22 protein-coding genes are annotated in these 25,960 nt (G+C 55.5%); 7 read left to right on the plus strand and 15 right to left on the minus strand.

Features of this window, described 5'->3' with window-relative positions:
- Nucleotides 1-30 precede the first annotated feature (30 nt).
- The 5 genes from CAG02_RS18320 to kdpF are packed head-to-tail and all read right to left on the minus strand — an operon-like array spanning nt 31 to nt 7,183.
- Nucleotides 31-2,682: a sensor histidine kinase KdpD gene (locus tag CAG02_RS18320; RefSeq protein WP_085710786.1), complete on the minus strand. Its 2,652-nt coding sequence runs from the start codon at nt 2,680-2,682 to the stop codon at nt 31-33.
- A gap of 28 nt (nt 2,683-2,710) precedes the next feature.
- Nucleotides 2,711-3,256, minus strand: coding sequence for a potassium-transporting ATPase subunit KdpC (gene kdpC / locus CAG02_RS18325; RefSeq protein WP_085711017.1), 546 nt, complete (start codon nt 3,254-3,256; stop codon nt 2,711-2,713).
- Nucleotides 3,257-3,313: 57 nt separating this feature from the next.
- Entirely contained in the window at nt 3,314-5,380 is a 2,067-nt protein-coding gene (kdpB, locus tag CAG02_RS18330) for a potassium-transporting ATPase subunit KdpB (RefSeq protein ID WP_085710787.1), read from the minus strand.
- A 10-nt stretch (nt 5,381-5,390) separates the two neighbouring features.
- Nucleotides 5,391-7,085 (minus strand): potassium-transporting ATPase subunit KdpA, encoded by a 1,695-nt coding sequence (gene kdpA / locus CAG02_RS18335; protein WP_085710788.1) that lies wholly within the window; start codon nt 7,083-7,085, stop codon nt 5,391-5,393.
- An 8-nt stretch (nt 7,086-7,093) separates the two neighbouring features.
- Complete coding sequence (gene kdpF / locus CAG02_RS18340) at nt 7,094-7,183, minus strand: K(+)-transporting ATPase subunit F (RefSeq protein ID WP_007899818.1); 90 nt, start codon at nt 7,181-7,183, stop codon at nt 7,094-7,096.
- 302 nt (nt 7,184-7,485) lie between these two features.
- On the opposite strand from kdpF, the gene eat reads away from it, so the two are divergent.
- Complete coding sequence (eat, locus tag CAG02_RS18345) at nt 7,486-8,850, plus strand: ethanolamine permease (RefSeq protein ID WP_085710789.1); 1,365 nt, start codon at nt 7,486-7,488, stop codon at nt 8,848-8,850.
- A gap of 118 nt (nt 8,851-8,968) precedes the next feature.
- Nucleotides 8,969-9,136, plus strand: coding sequence for a DUF2897 family protein (locus CAG02_RS18350; protein WP_065257130.1), 168 nt, complete (start codon nt 8,969-8,971; stop codon nt 9,134-9,136).
- Nucleotides 9,137-9,181: 45 nt separating this feature from the next.
- Here CAG02_RS18350 and CAG02_RS18355 read toward each other — a convergent pair whose 3' ends face one another.
- Complete coding sequence (locus CAG02_RS18355; RefSeq protein ID WP_085710790.1) at nt 9,182-10,033, minus strand: DUF1989 domain-containing protein; 852 nt, start codon at nt 10,031-10,033, stop codon at nt 9,182-9,184.
- A gap of 175 nt (nt 10,034-10,208) precedes the next feature.
- Between CAG02_RS18355 and CAG02_RS18360 the strand changes: the two genes are divergently transcribed.
- A complete protein-coding gene (locus tag CAG02_RS18360; protein ID WP_085710791.1) occupies nt 10,209-10,766 on the plus strand; it encodes a TetR/AcrR family transcriptional regulator in 558 nt (185 codons plus the stop codon).
- Here the strand turns inward: CAG02_RS18360 and fabF are convergent.
- The 4 genes from fabF to CAG02_RS18380 form a co-directional block, all read right to left on the minus strand.
- Entirely contained in the window at nt 10,763-12,037 is a 1,275-nt protein-coding gene (gene fabF, locus CAG02_RS18365) for a beta-ketoacyl-ACP synthase II (RefSeq protein ID WP_085710792.1), read from the minus strand. The genes CAG02_RS18360 and fabF overlap by 4 nt on opposite strands.
- 32 nt (nt 12,038-12,069) lie before the next feature.
- The gene (locus CAG02_RS18370; protein ID WP_085710793.1) at nt 12,070-12,864 is read right to left on the minus strand and encodes an SDR family oxidoreductase; all 795 of its coding nucleotides are present in this window, start codon (nt 12,862-12,864) and stop codon (nt 12,070-12,072) included.
- Between the two features lie 215 nt (nt 12,865-13,079).
- The gene (locus CAG02_RS18375) at nt 13,080-13,415 is read right to left on the minus strand and encodes a helix-hairpin-helix domain-containing protein (RefSeq protein ID WP_085710794.1); all 336 of its coding nucleotides are present in this window, start codon (nt 13,413-13,415) and stop codon (nt 13,080-13,082) included.
- 110 nt (nt 13,416-13,525) lie between these two features.
- Nucleotides 13,526-15,520 (minus strand): nucleoside-diphosphate sugar epimerase/dehydratase, encoded by a 1,995-nt coding sequence (locus CAG02_RS18380; RefSeq protein WP_085710795.1) that lies wholly within the window; start codon nt 15,518-15,520, stop codon nt 13,526-13,528.
- A gap of 439 nt (nt 15,521-15,959) precedes the next feature.
- Between CAG02_RS18380 and CAG02_RS18385 the strand changes: the two genes are divergently transcribed.
- Nucleotides 15,960-18,119 carry a glucosyltransferase domain-containing protein gene (locus CAG02_RS18385; protein WP_085710796.1) on the plus strand — a complete coding sequence of 720 codons (2,160 nt, stop codon included), beginning with the start codon at nt 15,960-15,962 and terminating at the stop codon, nt 18,117-18,119.
- Between the two features lie 95 nt (nt 18,120-18,214).
- Here the strand turns inward: CAG02_RS18385 and CAG02_RS18390 are convergent, their stop codons facing one another.
- From CAG02_RS18390 to CAG02_RS18410, 5 genes are read right to left on the minus strand one after another with little or no spacing between them, the layout of a single operon-like run.
- On the minus strand, nt 18,215-19,318 hold the full coding sequence (locus tag CAG02_RS18390) for an acyltransferase (RefSeq protein ID WP_085710797.1): 1,104 nt from the start codon (nt 19,316-19,318) through the stop codon (nt 18,215-18,217).
- 56 nt (nt 19,319-19,374) lie between these two features.
- Nucleotides 19,375-19,770 (minus strand): GtrA family protein, encoded by a 396-nt coding sequence (locus tag CAG02_RS18395; protein WP_371856507.1) that lies wholly within the window; start codon nt 19,768-19,770, stop codon nt 19,375-19,377.
- Entirely contained in the window at nt 19,757-20,707 is a 951-nt protein-coding gene (locus tag CAG02_RS18400; RefSeq protein ID WP_085710798.1) for a WxcM-like domain-containing protein, read from the minus strand. Before CAG02_RS18400 ends, CAG02_RS18395 begins: the two co-directional genes overlap by 14 nt.
- A complete protein-coding gene (locus CAG02_RS18405; protein WP_085710799.1) occupies nt 20,700-21,644 on the minus strand; it encodes a glycosyltransferase family 2 protein in 945 nt (314 codons plus the stop codon). The genes CAG02_RS18400 and CAG02_RS18405 overlap by 8 nt, the downstream gene beginning before the upstream one ends.
- On the minus strand, nt 21,640-22,749 hold the full coding sequence (locus CAG02_RS18410; RefSeq protein ID WP_085710800.1) for a DegT/DnrJ/EryC1/StrS aminotransferase family protein: 1,110 nt from the start codon (nt 22,747-22,749) through the stop codon (nt 21,640-21,642). The genes CAG02_RS18405 and CAG02_RS18410 overlap by 5 nt, the downstream gene beginning before the upstream one ends.
- A 315-nt stretch (nt 22,750-23,064) precedes the next feature.
- Here CAG02_RS18410 and CAG02_RS18415 point away from each other — a divergent pair, with 315 nt between their 5' ends.
- The 3 genes from CAG02_RS18415 (at nt 23,065) to CAG02_RS18425 (ending at nt 25,927) form a co-directional block, all read left to right on the plus strand.
- Nucleotides 23,065-24,069, plus strand: a complete 1,005-nt coding sequence (locus CAG02_RS18415; RefSeq protein WP_085710801.1) for a glycosyltransferase family 2 protein — start codon at nt 23,065-23,067, stop codon at nt 24,067-24,069.
- On the plus strand, nt 24,069-24,407 hold the full coding sequence (locus CAG02_RS18420) for an EamA family transporter (protein ID WP_085710802.1): 339 nt from the start codon (nt 24,069-24,071) through the stop codon (nt 24,405-24,407). The genes CAG02_RS18415 and CAG02_RS18420 overlap by 1 nt, the downstream gene beginning before the upstream one ends.
- Nucleotides 24,408-24,481: 74 nt before the next feature.
- Nucleotides 24,482-25,927 (plus strand): hypothetical protein, encoded by a 1,446-nt coding sequence (locus tag CAG02_RS18425; RefSeq protein ID WP_085710803.1) that lies wholly within the window; start codon nt 24,482-24,484, stop codon nt 25,925-25,927.
- Nucleotides 25,928-25,960 lie beyond the last annotated feature (33 nt).

Below are 25,960 nucleotides of genomic sequence, written 5' to 3' on the forward strand. Positions count from 1 at the left end.
AAGATTGGCAAGAGAGTAGCGCAGGCGGATTCAGGCTTCACCGTCCATCCCCGGTTGCGTCTGCAACGGCAGGTGCAGGGTGATGCAGGTGCCGTGTCCGTCGATGCCGTCGCCGACGCTGATCCGCCCGCCATGGGCGCCAACCATGCCCTGACAGATCGCCAGTCCCAGGCCGGTGCCCTGCCCGCCACGATCGCCCCGGGCGGCGGTGTAGAACATGTCGAAAATCTTCGCTCGCTCATCGACGGGAATCCCCGGCCCTTCATCGCTGACCGAGAAAAACACCTCGCTGTCATCCGCCCCGGCGCGCAGTTGCAGACGGCCGTGGGACGGCGAGAATCGCGCAGCGTTTTCCAGCACATTGACCAGCGCCTGTTCGATCAACGCGGCATGGACGAACAGCAGCGGCAACTCGGCCGGCACATCGGTGCTCACCTGTAACGACGACAACACCGCGCGCAGACGATTGAGCGCACTGCCGACGATGTCTGCCGGCGACACCCAGTCCCGCGCCAGCTTCAGGGCACCATGCCCGAGGCGAGTCATGTCCAGCAGGTTCTGAATGTAACGGTCGAGACGCTCGGCCTCATCGCGGGTGCCTTCGAGCAATTCGCGGCGATCCTCCAGCGGGATCGCTTCGCCGAGGGCCAACAGGCTGTCGATGCTGCCGCGCATTGAGGTCAGCGGCGTGCGCAGATCGTGGGACACCGAGGCCAGCAAAGCACTGCGCAGTTGTTCGGTTTCGCCATGCAAACGCGCGGCTTCCAGATCATCGGCCAGTTGCGCCCGGGCCAGTGCCTGCGCCAGTGGCTGGCTCAACGCGGTCAACAGACGCCGGCGTTGGCCACTCAATGTCTGGCCTTCTTTGGCGCACACACCGAGCAGTGCGAGCGGCCCGTCCTCCACCGACAATGGCCACCACCACCAACGCCCGAACGGCAACGTGCCGGTGCCCATACCCGCCGGTTGATCGTGTTGCCAGGCCCAGTCGGCAGCGGCGCGTTCCGACTCGGTGAATTGCAACGGCCCGCCGGTCTCGACTTTCCAGCCGCCCTGCCCGTCGCGGTTGAGCAGGCACAATTGCAGATCGCTCCAGCCATTGAGGTGCTGGGCGGCAGCGCTGACCACGGCCTGACGGTCGGTGGCGGCGGTGAGTTTGCGCGACAGGTCGAGCAGCTCGGTGGTCTCTTCCTGGGTATCGCGCAACGCCTGCAATTGCCGCCGCTGACGCGCCGCCAGATTGCCGGTGAGCGCCGCCATCAGCAGGAAAAACAGCAAGGTCAGCACGTCTTCTTCGCGCTGGATGGCGAAGGAAAAATTCGGCGGGATGAACAGAAAGTCGTAGGTCAGGAACGACAGCGCCGCACAGGCCAGCGACGGCCCCAGACTGCTGCGCACCGCCACCAGCAACACTGCCGCAAGAAACACCAGCGAGATGTTCGGCAACGGCAATACGCTGGACACCGCCCACGCCAGCGCACTGGCCAGAATGGTCGCCACCAGCGCCAGCGCATAGTCGAACCAGACCAGCGTCGGCGCCGTCCGCAGGCGTGGCGCGTGCTGCTCGTGATCGCTGTCCAGCACGTTGATTTCCAGGCCGTGGGACTGACGCAACAGACGCGCCGCCAGTCCACCGCCGAACAGCCGTCGACGCAGGCTCGGCCTTGACTGGCCGACCAGCACCAGACTGGCCCGGCGCTCGGTGGCGTGCTGGATCAAGGTCTTGGCCACTTCGCCGGCCCGCAACAGCACCACTTCACCGCCAAGCCGTTCGGCCAGTTGCTGGGCGCCTTGCAGGCGTAGACGTGATTGCTCGTCGCGCACGCTGCCGTTGTCGACGTGCACCAGGCTCCACGGCAAATGCCGACGCTGAGCCACACGACTGGCGTGGCGCACCAATCGTTCGGCATCGGCATTGCCATCGACGCCGACCAGCAGACGTCCGCGTACTGCCGGCGCCGCTTGACCGAGCTTGCGGTAGCCCTGGGCCAGATCGTTGTCGACCTGCGCCGCCGCCGTCTGCATCGCCAGTTCCCGCAACGCGGTGAGGTTGGTCTGAGTGAAAAACGCATCGATCGCGGCCCGGGCCTGCTCCGGCACGTAGACTTTGCCTTCGCGCAAGCGCTCAAGCAGTTCCCGGGGCGGCAGGTCGATCAGCAGCAGTTCGTAGGCTTCCTGCAGCACCCAGTCCGGCAGGGTTTCGCGCACCTGCACACCGGTGATGCCACGCACCTGATCGTTGAGGCTTTCCAGGTGCTGGACGTTGACCGTGGTGTAGACGTCGATGCCGGCGGCGAGCAGTTCCTGAATGTCCTGCCAGCGTTTGGTGTGGCGACTGCCGGGGGCGTTGCTGTGGGCGAGTTCGTCGACCAGCACCAGTTTAGGCTTGGCGGCGAGGAGACCGTCGAGGTCCATCTCCTCCAGCGTCACGCCACGGTATTCCGAACGCACCAGCGGCAGTTGCGGCAAGCCGCCGAGCAACGCTTCGGTTTCGGCACGGCCGTGGGTTTCGACCACACCGGCGATGACTTTCACGCCCTGGCGCAGCTGGCTATGGGCGGCCTGCAGCATGGCGAAGGTCTTGCCCACACCCGGCGCAGCGCCGAGGAAAACCTTGAGCCGGCCGCGTCCGTCGCGGGGCAGTTCTGCTAACAGCGCGTCGGCGCGGCCGGAGTCACTCATGCTTGAAGCTCTCTTCCTGAAGGATTCATTACAGCTTTTCCAGCGCCATGTTCAACGCCAGCACATTCACCACCGGCGGGCCCACCAGCGGCTGTTCGATGTGCGCGTCGAGCAACTGCTGCAAGGTCGCCACCGGCAAGTTGCGCGCGTGGGCGACACGCGCCAGTTGATAGGCAATCGCGGCCGGTGGCAAGTGCGGATCGAGACCGCTGCCGGAGGTGGTCAACAACGCCAGCGGCACCGGGCCCTGACCGGGCACCAGCAGCTTGTTGGCATCATCGATCACCCGAGTGGCCAGCGCCGGATTGCTCGGCGCCAGGTTGCTTGCGCTGCTCGACACAGTCGCGAAGGCACCGGCCGAAGGGCGTGGATGAAACCACGCATCGCCGACAAAATCCTGAGCGATCAGCGACGAGCCGCGCACCTTGCCTTCGGTGTCGCGCACCAGGCTGCCATTGGCCTGCTCGGGGAAGGCGACCTGGGCAACGCCAGTCACCACCAGTGGATAGGCAACGCCGGTGACCAGGGTCATCAGCACCAGCAGGCTCAGGGCCGGACGTAATATTGTGAACATTTCGGAATCCTCGAATTCGTGCTTGAAGCGGTGTGCCCGGCACACCGCTGTTCAGGTTCAAACCAGATGCAACGCCGTCAGCAGCATGTCGATCGCCTTGATCCCCACGAACGGCACCAGAATCCCGCCCAGGCCATAGATCAGCAGGTTGCGTCGCAGCAGCGCCGCCGCACTCGCCGCCTGTACTCGCACGCCGCGCAGGGCCAGCGGAATCAGCACGACAATGATCAAAGCGTTAAAGACGATGGCCGACAGGATCGCGCTCTGCGGGCTGCTCAAGTGCATGATGTTCAGCACGCCCAGTTGCGGGTAGATCGCAGCGAACAGCGCCGGCAGGATCGCGAAGTACTTGGCCACGTCGTTGGCGATGGAAAAGGTCGTCAGCGCGCCACGGGTCACCAGCAACTCCTTGCCGATCTGCACCACGTCCAGCAGCTTGGTCGGATCGCTGTCGAGGTCGACCATGTTGGCCGCTTCGCGGGCGGCCTGAGTGCCATCGTTCATCGCCATGCCGACGTCAGCCTGGGCCAGCGCCGGAGCATCGTTGGCACCGTCGCCGCACATGGCGACCAGACGACCGTCGTTCTGCTCGTGGCGGATGCGGGCGAGTTTTTTCTCCGGTGTCGCTTCGGCCAGCACATCGTCGACGCCCGCCTCAGCGGCAATCGCGGCGGCGGTCAGCGGGTTGTCACCGGTGACCATCACCGTGCGAATCCCCAGTTTGCGCAGCTCGGCGAAACGCTCGCGGATGCCCGGTTTGACCACGTCTTTCAGATGGATCGCACCGAGCAGTTTGCCGTCGGCGCAGACCAGCAATGGCGTGCCGCCGCTCTGGGCAATCTTGTCGATTTCCCGGGACAGCGCCGGCGCCAGATCCTTGCGTTGTTGACCGAGGAACGCCAGCAGCGAATCCACCGCGCCCTTGCGGAATACACGGCCCTGATAGTCGACACCGGACAAGCGGGTTTCGGCGCTGAACGGAACGGCAGTCAACGTTTCAAGTGCAGGTTCCGGCTGCGGATTGGAGCCGCGCAGGTACTCGACGATGGACTTGCCTTCGGCCGTTTCATCGGCCAGCGAGGCGAACAGCGCGCCTTCGGCGAGTTCACGGGCATTCACACCCGGCGCGGCATACACCGCGCTGCAGCGACGGTTGCCGAAAGTGATGGTGCCGGTCTTGTCCAGCAGCAACACGTGCACATCACCCGCCGCTTCCACTGCACGACCGGACTTGGCGATCACGTTCAGGCGCACCAGACGATCCATCCCGGCGATACCGATGGCCGACAGCAGGCCGCCGATGGTGGTCGGAATCAGCGTGACCAACAGCGCCACCAGGAACACCAACGGCAGGCTGCCGTTGGCGAAGTGGGCGAACGGTTGCAGGGTCACGACCACCAGCAGGAAGATCAGGGTCAGGCCGATCAGCAGGATATCCAGCGCCACTTCGTTCGGGGTCTTCTGGCGTTTGGCACCTTCGACCAGCGCGATCATGCGGTCCAGAGTCGACTCGCCGGGGTTGGCGGTGATCTTCACCAGCAGCCAGTCGGACACCAGCCGGGTGTTGCCGGTGACGGCGGAACGGTCGCCGCCGGACTCGCGAATCACGGGAGCCGATTCACCGGTGATCGCCGCTTCATTGACCGCCGCGATGCCTTCGATGACTTCGCCGTCACCGGGGATCATTTCCCCGGCTTCGACGCGCACCACATCGCCCTTGCGCAGGCTGGCGGCGGGCACCACCTGAAAGCTGCCGTTGGCCAGTTTGCGTCGGGCGCTCAGGCCTTCGCTGCCGGCCTTGAGGCTGTCGGCGCGGGCCTTGCCGCGGCCTTCGGCCAGCGCTTCGGCGAAGTTGGCGAACAGCACGGTGAACCACAGCCACAGGGCGATTTGCGCTGCTACGAAGGTCGGCACGACGTTGTCCGGGATGAAGCACAGCACGGTGGTGAAAATCGCGGTCAGTTCGACCACCAACATCACTGGCGAACGCACCAACTGGCGTGGGTCGAGCTTGACGAACGCTTGCACCAGCGCCGGGCGCCACAGGGCGCTGATCGCGGTTTTGGGCGCTTCTGCCGACTTGGCAGCTACCGCAGGTTTTGAAGCTGGAACATGCATATTCATGATGGATTCCTTAGAAGCCCATGCTCAGGTGTTCGGCAATCGGGCCGAGCGCCAGGGTCGGCAAGAAGGTCAGGCCGCCCACCAGCAAAATGGTCACGGTCAACAGGGTCACGAACAGCGGGCCGTGGGTCGGGAAGCTGTTCTGGCCGATCGGCGCGGTTTTCTTCATCGCCAGGCTGCCGGCCAGGGCCAGTACCGGGAGGATGTAACCGAAGCGACCGATCAACATGCCCAGGCCCAGCATCAGATTGTGGAACGGGGTGTTGGCACTCAGGCCACCGAACGCCGAACCGTTGTTGGCACTGGCCGAGGTGTAGGCGTACAGCAACTGGCTGAAACCGTGGGGGCCGGGGTTGCTGATGGTGGCCGCCGGGCCAGGCAAAGCAGCGGCAATCGCACCCAGCACCAGCACGCCGACCGGCATCACCAGCAAGGTCACGACCAGCAGTTGCACTTCGCGGGCCTGGAGTTTCTTGCCGAGGTATTCCGGGGTGCGGCCGATCATCAGGCCGGCGAGGAACACCGCGATCAGCACGTTCAGCAACATGCCGTAGAGCCCGGCACCGACGCCGCCGAAGATCACTTCGCCGACCATCATGTTGACCAGCGCCACCATGCCGCTGAGCGGGTTGAGGCTGTCATGCATGCCGTTGACCGAGCCGTTCGACGCCGCCGTAGTGGTCACCGACCAGAGCACGGTGGCGGTGGTGCCGAAGCGCGATTCCTTGCCTTCAAGCGGCGCGGTCTGTTCGACGGCCACGTTGTTCAGCGCAGGGTTCGGCTGATACTCGGCCCACATCGACGTAGCGCCGCCGATCAGGAACAGCGCGAGCATGCAGCCGATGATGGCGCGGCTCTGACGCAGGTCCTTGACGTAGTGACCGAAGGTGAACACCAGCGCCACCGGGATCAGGATGATCGAGGTGACTTCGAACAGGTTGCTCCATGCGGTCGGGTTCTCGAACGGATGCGCCGAGTTGACGCCGAAGAAACCACCGCCGTTGGTGCCCAGTTGCTTGATCGCAATCTGGCTGGCTGCGGGGCCGAGCGGGATCACCTGATCGACGCCTTGCAGCGTCACCGCATTCACGTATTGCGCGAAGGTCTGCGGCACGCCCTGCCACACCAGGTACAGCGCCAGCAGCAGGCACAGCGGCAGCAGGCCGTAGAGGGTGGCGCGGGTCATGTCGGCCCAGAAGTTGCCCAGAGTCTTGGTCGATTTGCGACCGATACCACGGCACAACGCAACGAGCACGGCGAGGCCGGTGGCGGCGCTGACGAAGTTCTGCACGGTCAGGCCGACCATCTGGCTCAGGTAGCTGAGGGTCGCCTCACCGCTGTAGGACTGCCAGTTGGTGTTGGTCATGAAACTGACGGCGGTGTTGAACGCCTGGGTCCACTCCTGGCCCGGCAGGTTTTGCGGATTCAGCGGCAGGTGATCCTGGAACAACAGGATCGCGAACAACAGCAGGAAACCCGCGAGGTTGAACGCCAGCAGCGCCAGCGTGTACTTCTGCCAGCTCTGTTCGTCCTGCGGATCGACCCCGGCAATGCGGTAACAGCCGCGCTCGACCGGACCGAGAATCGGCGTCAGCCAGGTGCGCTGACCTTCCATCACCTTGTAGTAGAAGCGCCCGAGGAACGGCGCCGGCAGCAACACCAGCGCGAAAAACGCGACGATCTGCCAATAGTCATAACTGTGCATAGCCGCTCCTAGTTCCGGTCCGCGCGCAACAGCGCAACCAACAGATAAATGAACAGCCCCACTGCCAGCAGCAGGGACACCCCGTCCAGAACGCTCATGGAAGATCTCCGTGTTACGGCGTATTGCCGCGTGTGGAGGCATTGTCGGAAAGGAGGCTGTAAAGGAACGAGACCGAGGGTGCGGGCGGGGCATAAAGAATGCGTAAAGAGTGGGTTTATGCCTTCTTTACGACTGCTCCCGATGTCCGACGCACCTGACTGGCGCACAGAAATGTGGCTATCGAGTCGCGAACATCCCCGATACGACAGCTTTCAGCCCATTGCGACCCGCCAATACAAAATGGCACGCCCACTGCACACGCCCTCCCCCGAGCTTTCCAAACCGTTCAGGGAGCAAACGCATGAACACACAACTCAAACCCACGCTGGGCACGCTGCACCTGTGGGGCATCGCGGTGGGGCTGGTGATTTCCGGGGAGTATTTCGGCTGGAGCTATGGCTGGGGCGTCGCGGGAACACTGGGCTTTCTGGTGACCTCGTTCATGGTTGCGACCATGTACACCTGCTTCATTTTCAGCTTCACCGAACTGACCACGGCGATCCCGCACGCCGGCGGGCCGTTTGCCTACAGTCGCCGGGCGTTCGGTGAAAAAGGCGGATTGATCGCGGGACTGGCGACGCTGATCGAATTTGTCTTCGCCCCGCCCGCCATCGCCTTGGCAATTGGCGCCTACCTCAACGTGCAGTTTCCGGCCCTCGATCCGAAACACGCAGCGGTTGGTGCATACATCGTGTTCATGGGCTTGAACATTCTTGGTGTGAAACTGGCAGCGACCTTCGAGCTGATCGTCTGCGTGCTGGCCGTCGCCGAGTTGCTGGTGTTCATGGGTGTGGTCGCCCCGGCCTTCAGCTTCAGCAACTTCGCCCTCAATGGCTGGGCCGGCGCGGACGTGTTCGGCGCACCGGCGATTGCCGGGATGTTTGCGGCGATCCCGTTTGCGATCTGGTTCTTCCTCGCGATTGAAGGCGCGGCCATGGCGGCAGAAGAAGCCAAGGATCCGAAACGCACGATTCCCAAGGCTTACATCAGCGGCATCCTGACCCTGGTGCTGCTGGCGATGGGCGTGATGTTCTTTGCCGGCGGCGTCGGCGACTGGCGCACCCTGTCGAACATCAACGATCCGTTGCCACAGGCGATGAAAGCGGTGGTCGGCGACAATTCCGGCTGGCTGCACATGCTGGTGTGGATCGGCCTGTTCGGGCTGGTGGCGAGTTTCCACGGGATCATTCTCGGCTACTCGCGGCAGTTCTTCGCCCTCGCCCGTGCCGGTTACCTGCCTGCCTCGCTGGCGAAACTGTCTCGCTTCCAGACCCCGCACCGGGCGATCATCGCCGGCGGAATCATCGGCATTGCCGCCATTTACAGCGACGGCCTGATCAATCTCGGCGGCATGACACTCACCGCCGCGATGATCACCATGGCCGTGTTCGGCGCCATCGTGATGTACATCATGAGCATGCTCAGTCTTTTCAAGCTGCGCAAAAGCGAACCGAATCTGGAGCGGACTTTCCGCGCGCCGTGCTACCCATTGATCCCGTTCATTGCGCTGGTGCTGGCGATCGTGTGCCTGGTGGCGATGGCCTGGTTCAACGCGCTGATCGGCCTGATTTTCCTGGGCTTCATGGCCGTCGGCTTCGGCTACTTTTTGCTCACCGGGCAACTACGGGCGAACGCGCCGGCGGACGCCATGTTGACCGGTCTTTAACCGCACCAGGCATAACCGGCCTAGAATGGAACCACTGCGATTTCCCATCGCTCAAACGTGGTAAGCAGCATCGCCGGCGAAATCCTCGCCCGACGACCTGCCATTAAGGAGAGCCGCTATGCCCTGGTATGCCTGGTTGATTCTGGTCGTTGCAATCGGCTCGATCGTGGGGGGGCTGATGATGCTGCGCGACACCGCCAACAAGGTCGAACTGACCGAAGAACAACGTCAACGCGTTGCCGAACGCAATGCCGAAGCGGACATCAAGGACGCGCAGGACCGCTGAACGAAAAACCCCGCCTGAATCGGCGGGGTTTATTTTTTATCGCGGTTACTTTTCCCATTCGGCCTTCGCAATGTGCAAGCCATGCAGGCCTTTGTACGCCGCGCGTTCCGGTTGGCTCCAACCTTCGAGCAGCGCATCGTCCAGACGATAGATTTCCACACCCAGCGGACGGCAAACGCTCAACGGATCCTGCGCGTCCGGCCCCCACATCGCCAGCGACAGATCACCGCCGGGGCACGTCGACAATGCACACAGCAAATCGATTTCCGCGAAGAATTCCAGATAATCGCCCTTTTGCGCCGGGCAGGCCTTCATGAAATACAGGTCATCGTGATTCAGGCCCGTACACTGAAAGATGTTCAGCACGTCGTGCACGTCGAATTCGGTCAGACCGTGGGGTAAAACGGCGCGAGTCAGGTTTGAATGGCAATGATGATGGAAATCTTCGCCGGTGAGCATCTTGTTCACATACGGATCACAGCGCGTACCGAGCAAATCGTGCAGGCGCCCGCCGTGTTCATCGATGCCGTAACCGGCCAGGCTGTCATCGGTAATGGTGACCAGCGGCCGCAGAAAAGGCAGGTTCGACCAGAGACGATCATGGGTGGTGACATGGGCGCCCTGCAGTTGTCGGGTGCGCGCCGCCCACATCCGTTCGCGCGGATCGTGGGCATTCCACACATTGAAGTCGCCCACCTGAGGCCCCACCGGTGTGGTGACACGAAACACATGGCCCGCCGGAACATGCCAGGCGCGGCCGGTGCGGATCGGCACTTCGAATTGCTCGATCAGGGTCCGCGCATCCTTGCTGTCGCGAATCCGCTCGTAGAACGGTGCATTGACCTGCAAGGCCGAGCCCTTACTGACTTGATAGGCGGCCGGATAGTCTTTGTACATGGTTCTCCTGCTCCTTCGGTGATGGCAACTTTGTGAGCTGCAACCACTATCCGTGCCAACCGTTGATGGCTGTTACGAACTTGTTGGATTCACCGGCAGGCTTTTTAGAAGTAGAAGTACAGTCACCATTCAATTTGCATTGGTTAAGATGGCGGTCTTGTTGCGGAGAGTTTAAATGCGTTACTCGCAAGATCATAAAGCCCAGACCCATCAGCGCATCATCAAGGAAGCATCCGAGCGGTTTCGCAAGGACGGCATCGGCGCGACCGGTCTGCAACCTTTGATGAGGGCACTGGGACTGACCCACGGCGGCTTTTATTCGCATTTCAAATCCAAGGACGACCTGGTCGAGAAAGCCCTGCAAGCCGCCGGCGATCAGGTCGCAGGCTTGTGCGAAGAGTTGTTCGCCCAGGAAAAACCGCTGGAAGCCTTCATTGATACGTACCTGTCCGAATGGCACCAGACCTCGCCTCATGAAGGCTGCCCGCTGCTGACCATTTCTTCGGAACTGGGATTGCGCGGCCAACCGAGCCCGACCAGCGACGCCGTGCTCAAGGCGCGTCTGGATCAGATCCAGAACACTCTAGACGGCGAGAACGCGGCCGAGAGCAGCATCGTCATCATGGCAACACTGGTGGGCGCGCTCCTGCTCTCTCGCAGTGTCGCGGATGCCGGATTTGCGCAGCAGATCCTCGACGTCACCCGCGAACACCTCAAGCGTTCCGAAGACTAAGCCTGCCAGCGCTTGAACAGCACGCTGGCATTGACCCCACCGAAACCGAAGCCGTTGGACAGCGCGTATTCGATCGGCATTGACCGCGCCTGACCGTGGACGATGTCCACGCCTTCGCTGGCCGGATCGGGATTGTCCAGGTTGAGGGTCGGCGGAACGGTCTGGTCGCGGATAGCCAACAACGTGAAGATCGCTTCCAGGCCACCGGCAGCTCCCAATAAATGGCCGGTGGCGGATTTGGTCGAAGTCACGGCGATTTTGTTCTGCGCTCCAAACACCGACTTGATGGCCGCCAGCTCGCCGAGATCGCCAACCGGCGTCGAGGTCGCATGTGCATTCAGATGATGCACCTGATCCGGCCCGATACCGGCCTGAGCCAGCGCCAGCGTCATGGCTCGTCGAGCTCCGCTGCCGTCCTCCGGCCCGGCGGTCAGGTGATAGGCGTCGGCGCTGGTGCCGTAGCCGACCAGTTCGGCCAGTGGCCTGGCACCACGGGCCAATGCGTGATCCAGAGATTCGATCACCAGCAACCCGGCACCCTCGCCCATCACAAAACCGTCACGCGCGCTGTCGAACGGGCGCGAAGCACGCTCGGGCGTGTCGTTGTAACCACTGGAGAGCGCCCGTGCCGCTGCAAATCCGGCAAGGCTCACGCGGTCGATGCATGCTTCCGCGCCGCCGCACACGGCAATGTCGGCCTCACCGGCACGAATCAGCCGAGCGGCGTCACCGATCGCCTGCACGCCAGCGGCACAGGCGGTGACCGGCGCACCTAGCGGGCCCTTCAGACCGTGCTGGATCGAGACATGGCCCGCCGCGAGGTTGACCAGAAACGAAGGAATGGTGAACGGCGACAAGCGACGCGGACCACGGCTGTCGGTGGTGCGCACTGCATCGGCAATTGCACCGAAGCCACCGACACCGGAACCGATGATGGTCGCCGTACGTTCCTGAGCGTGGGAGTCAGACGGATGCCAGCCGGCCTGCTCAAGCGCCTGCCGTGCAGCCTCCATGGCAAACAGAATGAAACGATCCATTTTCTTCTGTTCTTTGGGCGGCGTCGCCCGATCCGGATCAAAACCGGCTTCGGCGTCCTCTTCCATTGTCGGCACCGCGCCGCCGACCCGCGCCGGCAGATCCGCAACGACCGCCTCCGGCAGGTTCCGCAATCCCGAACGCCCGGCCAACAAACGCTGCCAGACGACTTCGACATTACAGCCCAGGGGCGATACCAGGCCCATACCCGTGACAACTACTCGACGCTGATCCATATCGGGTTGACCTCTCACGACTCAAAAGTCATTTACTTGTATCGGCTGGCCGCCGAGCTGTGGGACAGATTGGGTGCCATTACATGACGTGCAGCAACGAAGGCTTGCCATTCACCGGCATCGGGCAGCGAAGGTATCGTCACGAGTTCGCCCTGGTCCAGACCCGACAGCGCCGCATCCACCATCTCGCCCGCCTCCATGACCATCTCCGCCGGAATACCGCTGGCATCAAAACCGGAGCGCGCCCAGATTTCGGTGCGGGTCACCCCCGGCAATACCGCTTGTACCTTGACCCCGGTGCCTTCGAGTTCCGTATTCAGCGATTGAGTGAGGCTCAACACGTAGGCCTTGCTGGCACTGTAGGTGGCATTGAAACGCTCGGGGAACAAGGCGACCACTGACGCGATATTGATGATCGTGCCGCGCCCGGCCTTAGTGAACGCAGCGGCTGCGGCGGCTGCCAATCGGGTCAGGGTTGTGACGTTCAACTGAATCAGTTGCTCCAGTACATCGGGATCGGCATTGGCCAGCAACCCGTTGACAGCTACCCCGGCATTGTTGACCAGCAGGCTGATGCTGAAATCGCTACGCAGGCGCTGCTCAAGCTTGAGCACGTCATCCCTTTGCGTCAGATCGGCCTTGAGCACTTCGACCTGAACACCATGGTCGTTTCGCAATTTGCTGGCAGCAGACTCCAGACGTTCCTGATCGCGAGCCACGAGCAATAGATCAAAACCGCGCGCCGCCAACCGCTCGGCATACACCGCACCAATGCCTGAAGACGCGCCCGTGACAAGCGCCGTACCTTGGGATTTCGGGGAACTCATGACGATACTCCTGGAGTGCGTGAGAAATGAGCAGCCTTTGAAAGCACGATGGCTTTCGTGGTTGCCGAAATTATTATAGGCATAATCTCAGCGCAATATGATAGCCGTAATTTTCCATATTCCGACGGAAAGGCACTCTGCTCCCTCGCAGTCCTTCAGGACCGGGAAGCAAAAGGGCCGGTCAATGACCGGCCCCTTGGCATAGAACAACCAGCTTAGTTCACTTCCAGCTTGTCGCGATTGCGATCCAGAATCGCCTTGCCGATGCCTTTCACTTCCAGCAATTCATCTACGGATGCAAACGGCCCATTTGTTTCACGATAAGTAACAATCGCTTTTGCCTTGGACTCTCCGATACCCGACAGCTCCTTTTGAAGGGTGGCTGCATCAGCCTCGTTGAGATCGACTTTCTGGACGGCGGAAGTAGCTGACGAATCCATCACCAAAGGGGGCTTGTGCGCATCGGACGGCGCCACAGGCGCTGCGATTGCGGCAATCGAGGCGCTGGTCAGCAGGGCAAAAATCAGGGAGTAGAAATAACCGGTACGCATAAGTGACGCTCCATCATCAATTGAGAAAGCAGCTTTTCCGAAGCTGCTCTCCAACGTTAGGCGATGATGGGGGCAAGTCAAAAATGCGTCCGTTACAGGATGTGAAACAATCAGGGTTCGAGGCGACGCTGCTGATGGATCCAGTCGACGATCTCGCCGTCCGGTGTATAGCCGCTGACTGTCTCTCTCAGCAACTGACGAACCCTTGAATAATCATCGCGCTCCACGGCCTCCAGCAAGTCACCCAACCGGGCCTTCAGGAGATCCCAAGGCAGATGGTCTTCATTGGCCGTCATGATCATCGGATGGGGAGTGGCCGCCACATTATCGCCGATCAACAGCTCTTCGTAGAGCTTCTCTCCGGGACGCAGGCCAGTGAACTCGATGGAAATATCACCTTGGGGATTGCGCTCTGAACGGATGCTCAAACCTGACAGGTGGATCATCTTTTCCGCCAGTTCGACGATTTTCACTGGCTCCCCCATGTCGAGAACGAAAACATCGCCGCCCTGCCCCATGGAGCCTGCCTGAATAACCAACTGGGCGGCCTCGGGAATAGTCATGAAATACCGAGTAATTTTCGGGTGGGTTACCGTCAAAGGCCCACCTGACTTGATCTGACTGTGAAACAGTGGAATCACGGACCCTGAAGACCCGAGTACATTACCGAAACGCACCATGGTGAATCGGGTTTTGTTGACCCGGGAAACGTTGGCCTTGTCCCCAAACAGCACCGGTGCAACTTCACGACTCAAGGCCTGGAGCGTCAGCTCTGCCAACCGCTTGGTACTGCCCATGACATTGGTCGGACGAACAGCCTTGTCGGTCGAGATCAGCACGAAATTCGAAACACCCGACTGCAACGCTGCTTGCGCGGTGTTGAGCGTACCGATCACGTTGTTCAACACCCCCTCAGCGATGTTGTGCTCGACCATTGGCACATGCTTGTAAGCAGCCGCGTGATAAACGGTATCGACCTTCCAGGTTTTCATTACATCCAGCAGCTTGTCCTGATGGCGAATGGAGCCAAGGATCGGCAGCAATCGGACCGGAACGGATTCGCGGCAACCACGCTGCTCCAGTTCCGACAGGATGCTGTACAGATTGAATTCGCTGTGTTCGAACAGCAAAAGCGTGGTCGGCTGCAAAGAAAATATCTGTCGGCAGAGTTCCGAACCGATGGATCCCCCTGCCCCCGTGACCATCACCGTCTTGCCCTTGATGCAGCGTTCCAGCAGATCCGGCTGAGCCGGCACCGCGTCACGCCCCAACAAGTCGGCGATATCGACTTCCTGAATGTCTTCGACCTTTACCCGGCCACTGGCCAGGTCGGTAAAGTTGGGAACACTGCGCACATGCAGCGGAAAACCTTCCAGGAAATTGAGTATCTCCCTGCGTCGGGCACGGGTGGAAGAAGGCAAGGCCAGCAAAATCTCCTGTGCCCCCGTAAGGTCAATCATCTGCTGAATATGCTTTGGCTTATAGACCTGAAGTCCGGAAATAGACCGATCGGCAATACTCGAATCGTCATCAATAAAGGCCACTGGACGCATGACACGCCCCATGCGTAAGGCTGCGACCAACTGATTGCCCGCCACTCCCGCTCCGTAGATCGCCACTTTGGTCAGGCCATCATCGCGATTGGTGAAAGGCACATGCTGGGTTGCCGAAAACCAGTCGCCCATGAAGTACTGGCGCATACAAAGTCGTAACCCACCGATGATCACAAGGCTGAGCCACCAGTAGTTGAAAATGATCGAGCGCGGCACAACCGCTTCGTGATTGCTGTACCAGTAGACGACCAACGCAAGAATGAGGGATGACAGACTGACTGCCTTGATGATGACCACAAGCGCGTCGTTGCCGAAATAGCGCATGACCGCCCTGTACATCCCAAAGCGGATAAAAAGCGGAACGGCGATAACCGGGGCACAGACAAACAACCAGAGATGGACCCGGAGGGGATTGACCATTTCGTCAATGCCCAAGCGCACGATGAAAGCGAGCCAGAGCGCGACCCAAACGAGAACGACGTCAGTCAATACCTGTATCAACCGTTTCTGGCGCCGTGGAAGAGCCAGCAATTTGCTCCGCAATCTATCCATACGTTCCTGTACCAATCTGGCCTCCTCCTTCATTGGGTCTGATGAATCGCATTGTACGTAGGTAGCGATCACGGTTACACAAAATAGTAGAGCTCATCCCCCGCCTGACGAAATCTATCTCTGCACTCCACGCCCTCGCCAGACAGCTGCACGTTAAAAGGCCAGGCAGGTGCTCCGCCTCGTTCACCAAGGTATACTCCGCAGCCAAAATGTATATCACGCATCCGTCGAGCCGATGGAACGGCCTTTCAGAATCCATCGCATTGATGCCACACAATTTTCCTCGAAACTCCAAAACTGTACATTTAAAAAAATTTCAGGATTGACTCATTCGGCATCGCCATAGAAAAACTTCTCCAGTGGCACAGCAACATTCAAAAATAGCGATTATCGACCAACAACCGAAAACAACTACCGCATTGAAAAGTGAGCAAAAGCGATGCAGATAGCGTCCAGAATAAAACTGAAGATCATTGCAAAGATAATACTCTTTGCTTGCATTCTTACACCTGCCATTGCCTGGCTTTTACTCAAGACTTCACTTTCTACGCCAACGCTGTCGATATACACTGGAGTGTACCCAGCTGACCAATCCCAGTTATTTTATCAGCATGGCGAAGCATTCAGCGAAAGCAACTCTTCCGTCGTAAAGTTCAACAAATCAACACAGTCCTTTGACTTTCCGCTGCCTTCTTACGATTACAGCAATCTTCGCTGGGACCCACTGGAAAAATCCGGCACTTTTGACATCAAGTCAATTCGTCTCAGCTTTATGGGCTACCGAACCAACGTTAGTTTTGAAAACATCGTTCCGATCGCGGAAGTCGAAGAAACCGTCAGAGAAAAAGATCGGATTCACTATATCGTTCCAGAGGGTGCAACAGACCCGCAGATACATATTCATATCAACAGCCTAGTCATAGAGAAGCTGCGAACGATTACGACGTTTTTTGTGTCGGCGATTCTAGCCCTGCTGATTGCCATCTGGACAACTTCGCACAAGTCCATTATGGAATTTGCACAGCGTGATCATCTATTTATCAGAAAGATAAGAACGCATCTTGCGAACGAGCAATTCTCTCTGCAGGAATTCACCAAGCTACTCGGCATCGGAGTATTTCTAAACATTGTTCCCATCGTCAACTTTTTTCTGTCTATTGATGACGAAGCAGGTGCGTTCCGGACCGATCCCTCTATCTGGATTGCAGATGGACGCTGGACAGCATTTATCGTAGAAAAATTTATCTTCACCCAGCCGGTGATGCCTTTTGTTCCCAACCTGTTCTTCTACGTCTGCCTCGCCGCATCCTACATGTTCATTCTTCGCGCTTACCAGTTGCGCTTTTCCTGGATTACTGCGCTTGCGTACGGTGTGTTGATTGCCCACCCGATCTGGTGGTTCATTGCCGAGTTCTATTCCAATACGCCTTCCACAGGCCTGGGAATTCTCAGCCTTTCGATTGCAACGTACATCATCATGAAGACAGGAGCCCACGATCGCGTTGGCGCCAAAAAAATCATCCCACTGCTGGGGGCAAGCTGCTTTATCGCTATTGCTATTGGCGCATATCAATCATTAGTGATGTTTTATCTCGTCGCCGCAATTGGCGCCGTAATCTTTGAATTTCAGAACAAACAGTCCACTGCCTTGGTTGGTAGAAGCATTCCACTGAAAAGAATAATGTACTTGATAGCGGCACTGATTATGGGCCTCATCATCTATGTGATCATCAACAAATTTGCGCAATCCTTTCTCCCTTCAAACGGGGCATACATAAACAGTTTCCTGCGAATAGATGACCTCCTTGCTGACCCCGTTGGAATCAGTAAAGCCGTACTGAATGAAATGTGGAAAATTTACACGGGGTCAGGTGAAAGCTATGGTGTTACTTTTCTCGGGTCAGCTGCTGCCCTGGGACTTGCCATCTTCTTCCTGATGCATCAGAAAACAGTTAAATCAACGATCTGGATTGCAGCATGCATATCCGCACTGTTGGTTGCTCCATTTCTGCTTCACTTTGTAACAGGTGCCGTGTATCTGCCTTTACGATCAATGCTGGCCGTTTCTCTGGTCATCTGGATTGCGGTCGTAGTGATCCTGCAAAAGAAAGGTATTCTGCGAGGTATCGGAGTAGCGGTCACCCTGATCCTGCTTTTCCAAATGGTATCGGTCAACGGACAATATTCCGCGAGCACGATTATGGCGACAACCCATGACCGTCTGACAGCAGAAGCGATCTATTCAAGGATCGCTCAATTGAACCCTGATTTCGACAGAGATACCGTAGCGACACTTGATATCTATGGCCGCCTCCCCTTCAAAAGCCACTATCCAGCACCGCTCACTTCAACCATGAGCGCTTCATTCTTTGACTGGGATGACGGAAACCTGAATAGAATGGTGACCTATATGCAGTTGATCGGTTTCAATAATGTTGAAGAACTGGACATGGAGTCCAGAATCTCGTTGACGCCGCAATTTGAAGACATGCCAATTTGGCCAGCGAAAGACTCGGTCCAATTCAAGAACGGAATATATTATATAAAGCTCAGCAAGACTCCCGACCCTGTCCATGCCAAATACTATAAAAGCAGTTGAACAACATGGCAGTCATAGCTTTTTTGAATGAATAAAAAGCCTGCACCCTGAAGGGTGCAGGCTAGGCAGACTGTAGACTTTACGTAGAGAGCGGGCTATCTACCTGGCGAAGTACTTAGCTGCTGAATGGGAAAATACCTGCGCTTTAACTTTAGGGCTCGACGCCCCAGCTCGAGTCCAAACTTCTCCACCGTCTCGTACAAACCGTAACAAACGAGCAGCAAAATTATTGCAGTGATTAATTTTGCTGAGATCCCGTCAAATCCCAGTTTTTCAACAGGAAGCAATATATAAGCCCACAACCAGTTATGAAAAAGATATACAGAGTATGTCAAATTGGACAACAAACGTAGCAAAGAGCTATCGACCAGGCGATCACGCAACAACAATGCAAATATAAATATCAGAATCGATATCAAAGCATAGTTGTTTTCTTTCCAGTTCGGATGAAGCTGAGTAATCAAATCAACGAACATAAAAAACAGAGCGCCACAAACCAGCAAACATGCCAATACACCAATTTTTCTGCTTTGCGCCAGATAAATGCTCGAGCCTATGAAGAGAAACGATGTATACAGACTTAAATAACCATCACTCCAACCGTAGCCTGTTGGAAACGCGGGCAAATAATAAAGCATCACTCCGAGGGCAAGATAAATAACAGGAAGAACTTTCTGTCCGCGAAATGCACCTGTCACTTTTAGAAAACACATCAAAACATAAAACAGGACTTCAATACGTAAAGTCCACTCAACACCTGCCAGGCTGTAAGGGGTACCAAAAAAATCACCGAGCAATAGTATTCGCGGCAGCATGACATGAAGTTCAGGAAACGGCGTACCATAGACTGCCAAGCCGAAAAACTGCTCTGCAATTACTGCAAATATGTACAGTGGATAGATTCGAAAAAAACGCTTTATCAGAAAGTCCGCAGGCATCTCGGATTGAAGCACATGAGTGATGATATACCCCGACGTCATAAAGAATACAACAACGCCCGCGGCTCCACCCTCGCACAGCGGAATCAACAATTCTCCCAGACGCCTGAGTGCAATATGATTTCCCGGATTAGATGCAAGAGCAATCACGTCTTCAAAAAACTTATGCCCAATCAAGACGCTTACAAAAGCGAAAACTCTCATATAGTCTAAAAAAACGATTCTTCCCTTCATTGACTCGGGCATCGGTATATCCTGCATTTATAGCTCCAGCACCATATTATTAGCTGCTTTTACAATACCCGTCGGACACTCTATTATCGCCCAACAAATACCCAATGACTAAGAGCATAAGTAAGCGGAAGAGACAACACCACGACTACCAATGGCGCAAACTCTGGATAAAACGCTAACTTAGCAACAAGAACCCAAAGCACAATCATCCCAAACAAATACTGCGCTACATAAACGAGCGGAAGATAAAGAACAGACTTAACACCCCTATCACTCTTGAATACGAGAAACTTACCCAAGAAAAATGCCAGGACTATTCCGCACAAATAGCTGATGGTATAGCTCCATGAATAGGGAAGCACCAGCAGCAATACCAGGTATAATCCGTATGTCACCCCTGTATTCAAACCGCCACTTAGCAGAAATCTGAAAGCGCTGGACTTCATCAACTTTGCGACTAGCATGTTAGTCATCAACATCTTGTTTTTTTTCTAAAAGAAACTGATCGTAGTTCCGGATATAATCCTCTGAATCATAATAATCAGATGCAAAAACCAACAAAACCGCATCTGCTGAATACTTGTATTGAACCCCCCACGTCATCGCTGGCAGGTAAAGTCCAAGCGAGTGCGAGTCGAGCAAGAATTCCTGCCGCTGAACCCCATTGTCAGCCACGACATGAACACTTCCCTTCACAGCAATCAAAAACTGCTCGCATTTACGATGAGCGTGCTCCCCTCTGGTCTCCGCTGTAGGTACGTTTGTCACCAGAAAGTATCGCTTCACCGCAAATGGAACATCGCGTTCGAATTCACCCACCGACAGCCCACCGCGGATATCAACGGCTTCCAGCATGCGATGTAGCGTTACACCACATGGATATACCTCAGATGTACCAACACGAGCAGGGCCTTCGACATGCTGACCATCATTTGGCTTGGCATCCACATAGCCGATAATCTTGGCCGGGTTACCTACCACGATCGCATTGGGAGGCACAGAACGAGTGACCACGGCTCCAGCACCAACCATTGCCGACTTCCCGATGGTAATACCTGGCAAGATGGTTGAGTTCGCTCCCAGCGAGGCACCGCTCTTGATCAATGTTCTCGCAAATTCCTGAGGGTATACTTTGCTGCGAGGGAATATATCGTTTGTAAAAGTCACATTGGGACCGACAAAAACATCATCTTCGATCGTGATGCCATCCCAGACCTGCACCCCACATTTCAGAGTGACGCGAGAACCGATGTGCACATCATTCTCGATGAAAACATTATCGCAAACATTGCAGTCGTTACCGATGGACGCTCCCGGTAAAACATGGGCGAATGCCCATATCCTTGTACCATGACCTACTTTAGAGCTCTCACAGATCGCTCGATCATGAACAAAAAACTCAACAGAACTACTCATCTCGAACTCCAAACTCCGAAATCTTCATAGGAATCGCCAGTGGCCGACCTTTCGTATTCTCGTAGGTTCGCCAAGCGTACGAGCCAATGATCCCCAATCCGAGCAAATTTAAACTGCCAAGCAAAGTGATTGTAAACAGGGTCATGGCGTAACCCGGAACATCAATAAGGCCGCCCATACGCGCAATCAATACACTGACACCGTATAGTGCAGACAGTACTGAGCCCGTAGCGCCTACTCGAATGAGCAGTCGTATTGGCAAATCCGTAAATGAAAATACACTATCCATCAGATAGTTAACTTTCTTCCTGAAGGTCCATGCTGATTTTCCATGCTGCCTGGCAACTCGACTGTAATAGACAACTTTTCGCCGAAAACCCAGCCAGAATATCTGCGCCACCAAAGAACTATGTCGCTCATCGAGCTTCAGTAGATTATTTCTGAAATCGAGATTGCAGCCAAACATATCAACACCACCCGCCGGCATTTCGGGGATGACATAACGCTTGTAAAGCCCCCAAAAGGTTTTTGAAGCCAACTTCGAAAAAAAAGGATCCTGGCGGCTCTCACGAACCCCTACAACAACATCTACTGGCTCCTCTTTTAGAATCTGGTTCATACTTAAGACAAGGCTTGGCGGCTCCTGCAAATCTGCGGCCATTACCGCAAATCGGCATCCCTTGGCATGTTGCAGCCCGGTCCTGATGGCCATAAAAGAGCCAAAATTTTTAGACAGCAGTATCAGTTGCGAACGAAAATCGTGACTAGCTAGAAGACTTTGTAGCAACTCATATGATTTGTCAGGGCTGCCATCAACAACAAAGACAACCTCAAGTGAGTCCAGTAATTTTGAGCGAATATCTTCGATTGCATCCAGCAGAAAAGGAATCGATTCCTCGTTTCGATAGACAGGAATAATCAGCGATAGCACATTAATTTTCCTGCTCGAAGAATTTCTTAACAGTATTGATTACTCTCTCGACCTCTTCAGAGGTCAAGCCTGGATAACAAGGCAAGGAAACAACTTCAGTACAGGTCTTCTCAGTGACGGGCAAGTCACATTCTGCCTCATACTTGTAAGCCTGCTGCCGATGATCAGGGACAGGATAATGAACGTCCGTGGCGACACCATGTTGTTTGAGATAAGCGATGAACGAATCACGCTTCGCTACTCGCAAAACGAACAGATGACTGACAAAATCAACCCCGGTACTGCAAGGGAGCTTTACAGGCAGACCTAAAAATGAATCGCAATACCGCTGGGCAATCGAACGCCGCTCAGCATTCCAACCATCGAGCTTAGGGAGTTTCAAACGAAGTATCGCAGCCTGCATCTCGTCTAATCGACTGTTGCGACCGCCAGGAGTCGTTACATGATACTTGGTCGACCATCCATACTGTCGCAGCGTGGATAATTTTTGCGCCAGATCGGAAGACGAGGTGACAATCGCACCACCATCACCCAACGCGCCAAGATTTTTTGTTGGATAAAAGCTGAAGCATGCTGCGTCCCCAAAAGCACCCGCCATCCCGTCAGCAGATCTCGCGCCATGGGCTTGAGCACAGTCCTCAAGCACCAGGGCATTCCTCGAGCGCGCGATGGAAGCCAGAGTCTGAATGTCGCTCAACTGGCCATAGAGATGGGTGACGATTACCACCTTCGCATCGACGTTCAGGGCTTTTTCCAGCGAAACCGGGCACATCGTCAGGGTAACGTCGTCGACATCCACATAAACAGGTATCGCACCGACAGCATGAATGGCGGTACTGCTATAGAAACCAGCGTTGGCAACAGTGACAACACGATCACCTGGCTTGACTCCCAGCGCCAGCAACGCTATCTCAAGGGCTTCCGATCCATTCGCTACGGAAACACAGTGATCGGTCCCGACGTAATCGGCAAACTCACGCTCAAAGGCCTTCACTTCCTCTCCGAGAATGTACCAGTGCCGATTAATGACCCGCATAATCGGCTCGGCAAAATCAAGCCCGGCATTGGCCGCAACTGCTGAGAACAACGAGATTTGGTGATTTGCGTCCATGATTCATCCAGTTTTTTGGCTACCGAGTATAGGTATGCGGCGCACGAAAGCGATGTCGCGAAGGCAATCTCTCAAGGGCATCGCGGCACGACTGTTAACGTAAGGGCATAAGGCTTGCATAATGCCACAAAATATCCTGTGCAAACAGTGTTGGGGCGCGCTCACTTCTTCAAGAAGCATCGTGAGAAAGCTCCGGATCACGTCTCTTGACGGGCGGACGGTCCGGGATACTTGGTAAACGATAAAAATAAGGTACAATAAACGCCATTAGTTAATAAAAACCTCATCAAAAACTATCAATTCTCCGGATATAAAGTGATTACAGCAGACAAAAAAATCGCTGTTTTAATTCCCAGCTACAAAGTCAAAGAACATATTCTCGGGGTCATTTCGGCTATTGGTCCTGAAGTTGATACCATCTATGTAATTGACGACTGCTGCCCCGTTGAGTCTGGTAAGTTTGTCGAAGCAAACTGTACCGATCCTCGCGTTCGAGTGCTTAGAAACCCTGAAAACCAGGGTGTTGGCGGTGCAATGATGACTGGCTATCGGGCCGCCATCGCCGATGGTATGGACGTGATGGTTAAAATCGATGGCGACGGACAGATGGATCCATCCTTAATAACCCATTTCACCGACCCTATCCTGGCTGGCGAGGCTGATTATACCAAGGGCAATAGATTCTTCGATCTGGAAGAAATACGTGCAATGCCTAAAATGCGTCTATTTGGGAATGCTGTACTGTCTTTTATGACCAAGTTTTCCTCCGGTTACTGGGAACTGTTTGACCCCACTAACGGCTACACCGCAATTCACCGGGATGCAGCCCGACACTTACCATTTGACAAAATAAGTAAACGCTATTTTTTTGAAACTGACATACTGTTTCGCCTGAACATACTCCGCGCAGTAGTGATAGATATCCCCATGGACGCCAAATACGGGGACGAAGTCAGTAACTTAAAAATATCAAAAATTGTCGGTGAGTTTCTACTCAAGCATATCAGAAACTTTGGAAAGCGAATTTTCTACAGCTACTACCTACGAAACATGTCGGTGGCATCTCTAGAGCTTCCCATGGGGGTCATTATGTTGGCCGGGGGAGGAATATTCGGCTTGAGTCATTGGATTGATTCGATAAACTCAGGCATTCCCACGCCAGCCGGCACAGTCATGTTATCTGCGCTGCCAATTATTGTTGGCATCCAATTTATCCTGGCTTTTCTCGGGCACGATATCGCCTCCACCCCGAGACGTGCATTTCACCTGAACAAGAAAGGCGCCAACGCCGCTACACTTGCAAAAAGCGAAAGCAATTGATGATTTATTTTATAGCAATTCTCTGCGTAGTCGGCATCGCAACGGGCCAGATACTCTTCAAACTGAGTGCAGCCTCACTGCAGAAGACGGGTAGCTTCTTTGACCCCAATACAATGTTCATTATTTTCTGGGCTTTGGCGCTCTATGGAATCACCACCATTGCCTGGATCTGGGTTCTGCAAAAAATCGAGCTTGGGAAAGCGTATCCTCTAATGGCACTTGCCTTTGTGCTTGTTCCTATTGGCAGCCATTTTTTCTTGGGAGAAAGATTTCAGCTTCAATATTTCATCGGAGTTGCTTTGATCGTTTCCGGCATCGCAGTTGCTCTTAAAACGTGAAGCACTTACTCACAGTACGCTTAACAAAAAATTAATGAGCCTCACTGCCTTGAGAGCATCCGAAGGATTTTATTATGTCTGTTGTTCCTAAAGAATTGAAGCCCGAGACAGGACACTCCTGGAGGCATTGGTTCACGATCGATGCGACGATTTTTATATACTGCGTGATTGCCCTTTCTATTGTTTCCTCGCTCGGCGCTATAGCAATACATGTTCCAGGGCAAATCTCGATGGATACCAGTATCCAGCTATACGAAGCGGCAACAGGAGAACTTGCCAGCTTCAATCCGCCTTTTATGTCAGCGCTTTTACGCTGGCTCGGCGGAGGAGCTCAGTCAACATCCATCATTGTGATCATCAACGCCGTATTACTATACGGTTCGATGGCAACAGTCATCATTGTCCTGACGAACCTTAAACGCACTGATGGAACATTGCGAATTCAGGCCTGGCAAGTAATAGCTTCCGTATGCTTGATTATCAACCCAATCCTTTTCATTTATACCGGTATCATCTGGAAGGATGTCCTTTTCGGATCATTTCTAGCCGGAGCCTGCGCGGCAGGTTTGGCCGCCACAGGTGGGGGACTGCGATTCAAGCTGTCATGCACTGTTTTCTGCCTGTTCTTTCTTTCAATGGCCTACCTCACGCGGCAACAAGGGATTTTCATGGTTCCCGTGCTGCTCATCATTCCTACCATCGCACTCTGGAATCAATTTCCAAAAAATAGAGTTATAACCGTACTGTCGCTGGCAATCACTTTTGGTCTCATTACTGTAAGTTTGCAAAGTCTGGTCAAACTGAGCATTCATAGCCCGACCCAAAACTTTGAATCTGTCGGCTACAACAGCATTATGAAGTTTGACCTTGCTGGCATTGTTAATTACTCGGAGAGAACCAGTTCAGAATTCGCCTTTCCGATTAGTGATGATCAACGCAACGCGATCCGCTCGGTTTACAGCCCTAGCAGAGTGGACTTTCTCGATCGCAACCCGGTATCAAGCGCATGGCTGACGTTAACGTCCGACACGCTCAAAACCGCGTGGAAAGCCATGCTTCTACAAAACCCGGAAGCTTATATCCATCATCGCCTGCAGTCCTACGCCACGCTGCTTGGCCTGAAAGGTATTGAGGGAACACTCCCTGTACATATTGGAGTCGATGGCAATCCGCAATACCTGAAAGCAGTATCACTGGAAATAGGTGTGAATCAGCGAAGCCACCTGCTTTACAGCATCGCCTCAACCTTTTTCGACTGGCCGATTTACAGACACGCCTTCTGGCTGGGGCTAATGGTGCTGGTTTCCGCGGCGGGTTGCAAAGCAAGGTACGTCGGACACGCCAAGTCCATAGGAGCCCTGATATTCGTCGCCGCAGGCCTGATGTATGCTTCATTCCTGCCCACAACGATAGCATCAGATTTCAGGTACCTTTTCGGCGCTATTCCATTAGTTTCGATTATTTGCCTGATCGTTGTATTCGGACGAGTAAAGTCGACTGAACAAGGATCAAATCAGTAGAACAAAAACACCAAAAGCAGCAAAAGCTGCTTT

Source organism: Pseudomonas sp. R43(2017), from assembly GCF_002112345.1.
GTDB classification, from domain to species: Bacteria; Pseudomonadota; Gammaproteobacteria; order Pseudomonadales; family Pseudomonadaceae; genus Aquipseudomonas; species Aquipseudomonas kribbensis.

What these genes read in the sequence shown, in the direction of transcription:
- CAG02_RS18425 (WP_085710803.1), top strand. Translation starts at nt 24,482, where the DNA reads ATGTCTGTTGTTCCTAAAGAATTGAAGCCCGAGACAGGACACTCCTGG.
- CAG02_RS18320 (WP_085710786.1), bottom strand. Translation starts at nt 2,682, where the DNA reads ATGAGTGACTCCGGCCGCGCCGACGCGCTGTTAGCAGAACTGCCCCGC.
- CAG02_RS18400 (WP_085710798.1), bottom strand. Translation starts at nt 20,707, where the DNA reads ATGAGTAGTTCTGTTGAGTTTTTTGTTCATGATCGAGCGATCTGTGAG.
- fabF (WP_085710792.1), bottom strand. Translation starts at nt 12,037, where the DNA reads ATGGATCAGCGTCGAGTAGTTGTCACGGGTATGGGCCTGGTATCGCCC.
- kdpF (WP_007899818.1), bottom strand. Translation starts at nt 7,183, where the DNA reads ATGAGCGTTCTGGACGGGGTGTCCCTGCTGCTGGCAGTGGGGCTGTTC.
- CAG02_RS18420 (WP_085710802.1), top strand. Translation starts at nt 24,069, where the DNA reads ATGATTTATTTTATAGCAATTCTCTGCGTAGTCGGCATCGCAACGGGC.
- CAG02_RS18385 (WP_085710796.1), top strand. Translation starts at nt 15,960, where the DNA reads ATGCAGATAGCGTCCAGAATAAAACTGAAGATCATTGCAAAGATAATA.
- CAG02_RS18375 (WP_085710794.1), bottom strand. Translation starts at nt 13,415, where the DNA reads ATGCGTACCGGTTATTTCTACTCCCTGATTTTTGCCCTGCTGACCAGC.
- CAG02_RS18395 (WP_371856507.1), bottom strand. Translation starts at nt 19,770, where the DNA reads ATGTTGATGACTAACATGCTAGTCGCAAAGTTGATGAAGTCCAGCGCT.
- kdpC (WP_085711017.1), bottom strand. Translation starts at nt 3,256, where the DNA reads ATGTTCACAATATTACGTCCGGCCCTGAGCCTGCTGGTGCTGATGACC.
- kdpB (WP_085710787.1), bottom strand. Translation starts at nt 5,380, where the DNA reads ATGAATATGCATGTTCCAGCTTCAAAACCTGCGGTAGCTGCCAAGTCG.
- CAG02_RS18350 (WP_065257130.1), top strand. Translation starts at nt 8,969, where the DNA reads ATGCCCTGGTATGCCTGGTTGATTCTGGTCGTTGCAATCGGCTCGATC.
- CAG02_RS18355 (WP_085710790.1), bottom strand. Translation starts at nt 10,033, where the DNA reads ATGTACAAAGACTATCCGGCCGCCTATCAAGTCAGTAAGGGCTCGGCC.
- eat (WP_085710789.1), top strand. Translation starts at nt 7,486, where the DNA reads ATGAACACACAACTCAAACCCACGCTGGGCACGCTGCACCTGTGGGGC.
- CAG02_RS18380 (WP_085710795.1), bottom strand. Translation starts at nt 15,520, where the DNA reads ATGGATAGATTGCGGAGCAAATTGCTGGCTCTTCCACGGCGCCAGAAA.
- kdpA (WP_085710788.1), bottom strand. Translation starts at nt 7,085, where the DNA reads ATGCACAGTTATGACTATTGGCAGATCGTCGCGTTTTTCGCGCTGGTG.
- CAG02_RS18360 (WP_085710791.1), top strand. Translation starts at nt 10,209, where the DNA reads ATGCGTTACTCGCAAGATCATAAAGCCCAGACCCATCAGCGCATCATC.
- CAG02_RS18390 (WP_085710797.1), bottom strand. Translation starts at nt 19,318, where the DNA reads ATGCAGGATATACCGATGCCCGAGTCAATGAAGGGAAGAATCGTTTTT.
- CAG02_RS18370 (WP_085710793.1), bottom strand. Translation starts at nt 12,864, where the DNA reads ATGAGTTCCCCGAAATCCCAAGGTACGGCGCTTGTCACGGGCGCGTCT.
- CAG02_RS18410 (WP_085710800.1), bottom strand. Translation starts at nt 22,749, where the DNA reads ATGGACGCAAATCACCAAATCTCGTTGTTCTCAGCAGTTGCGGCCAAT.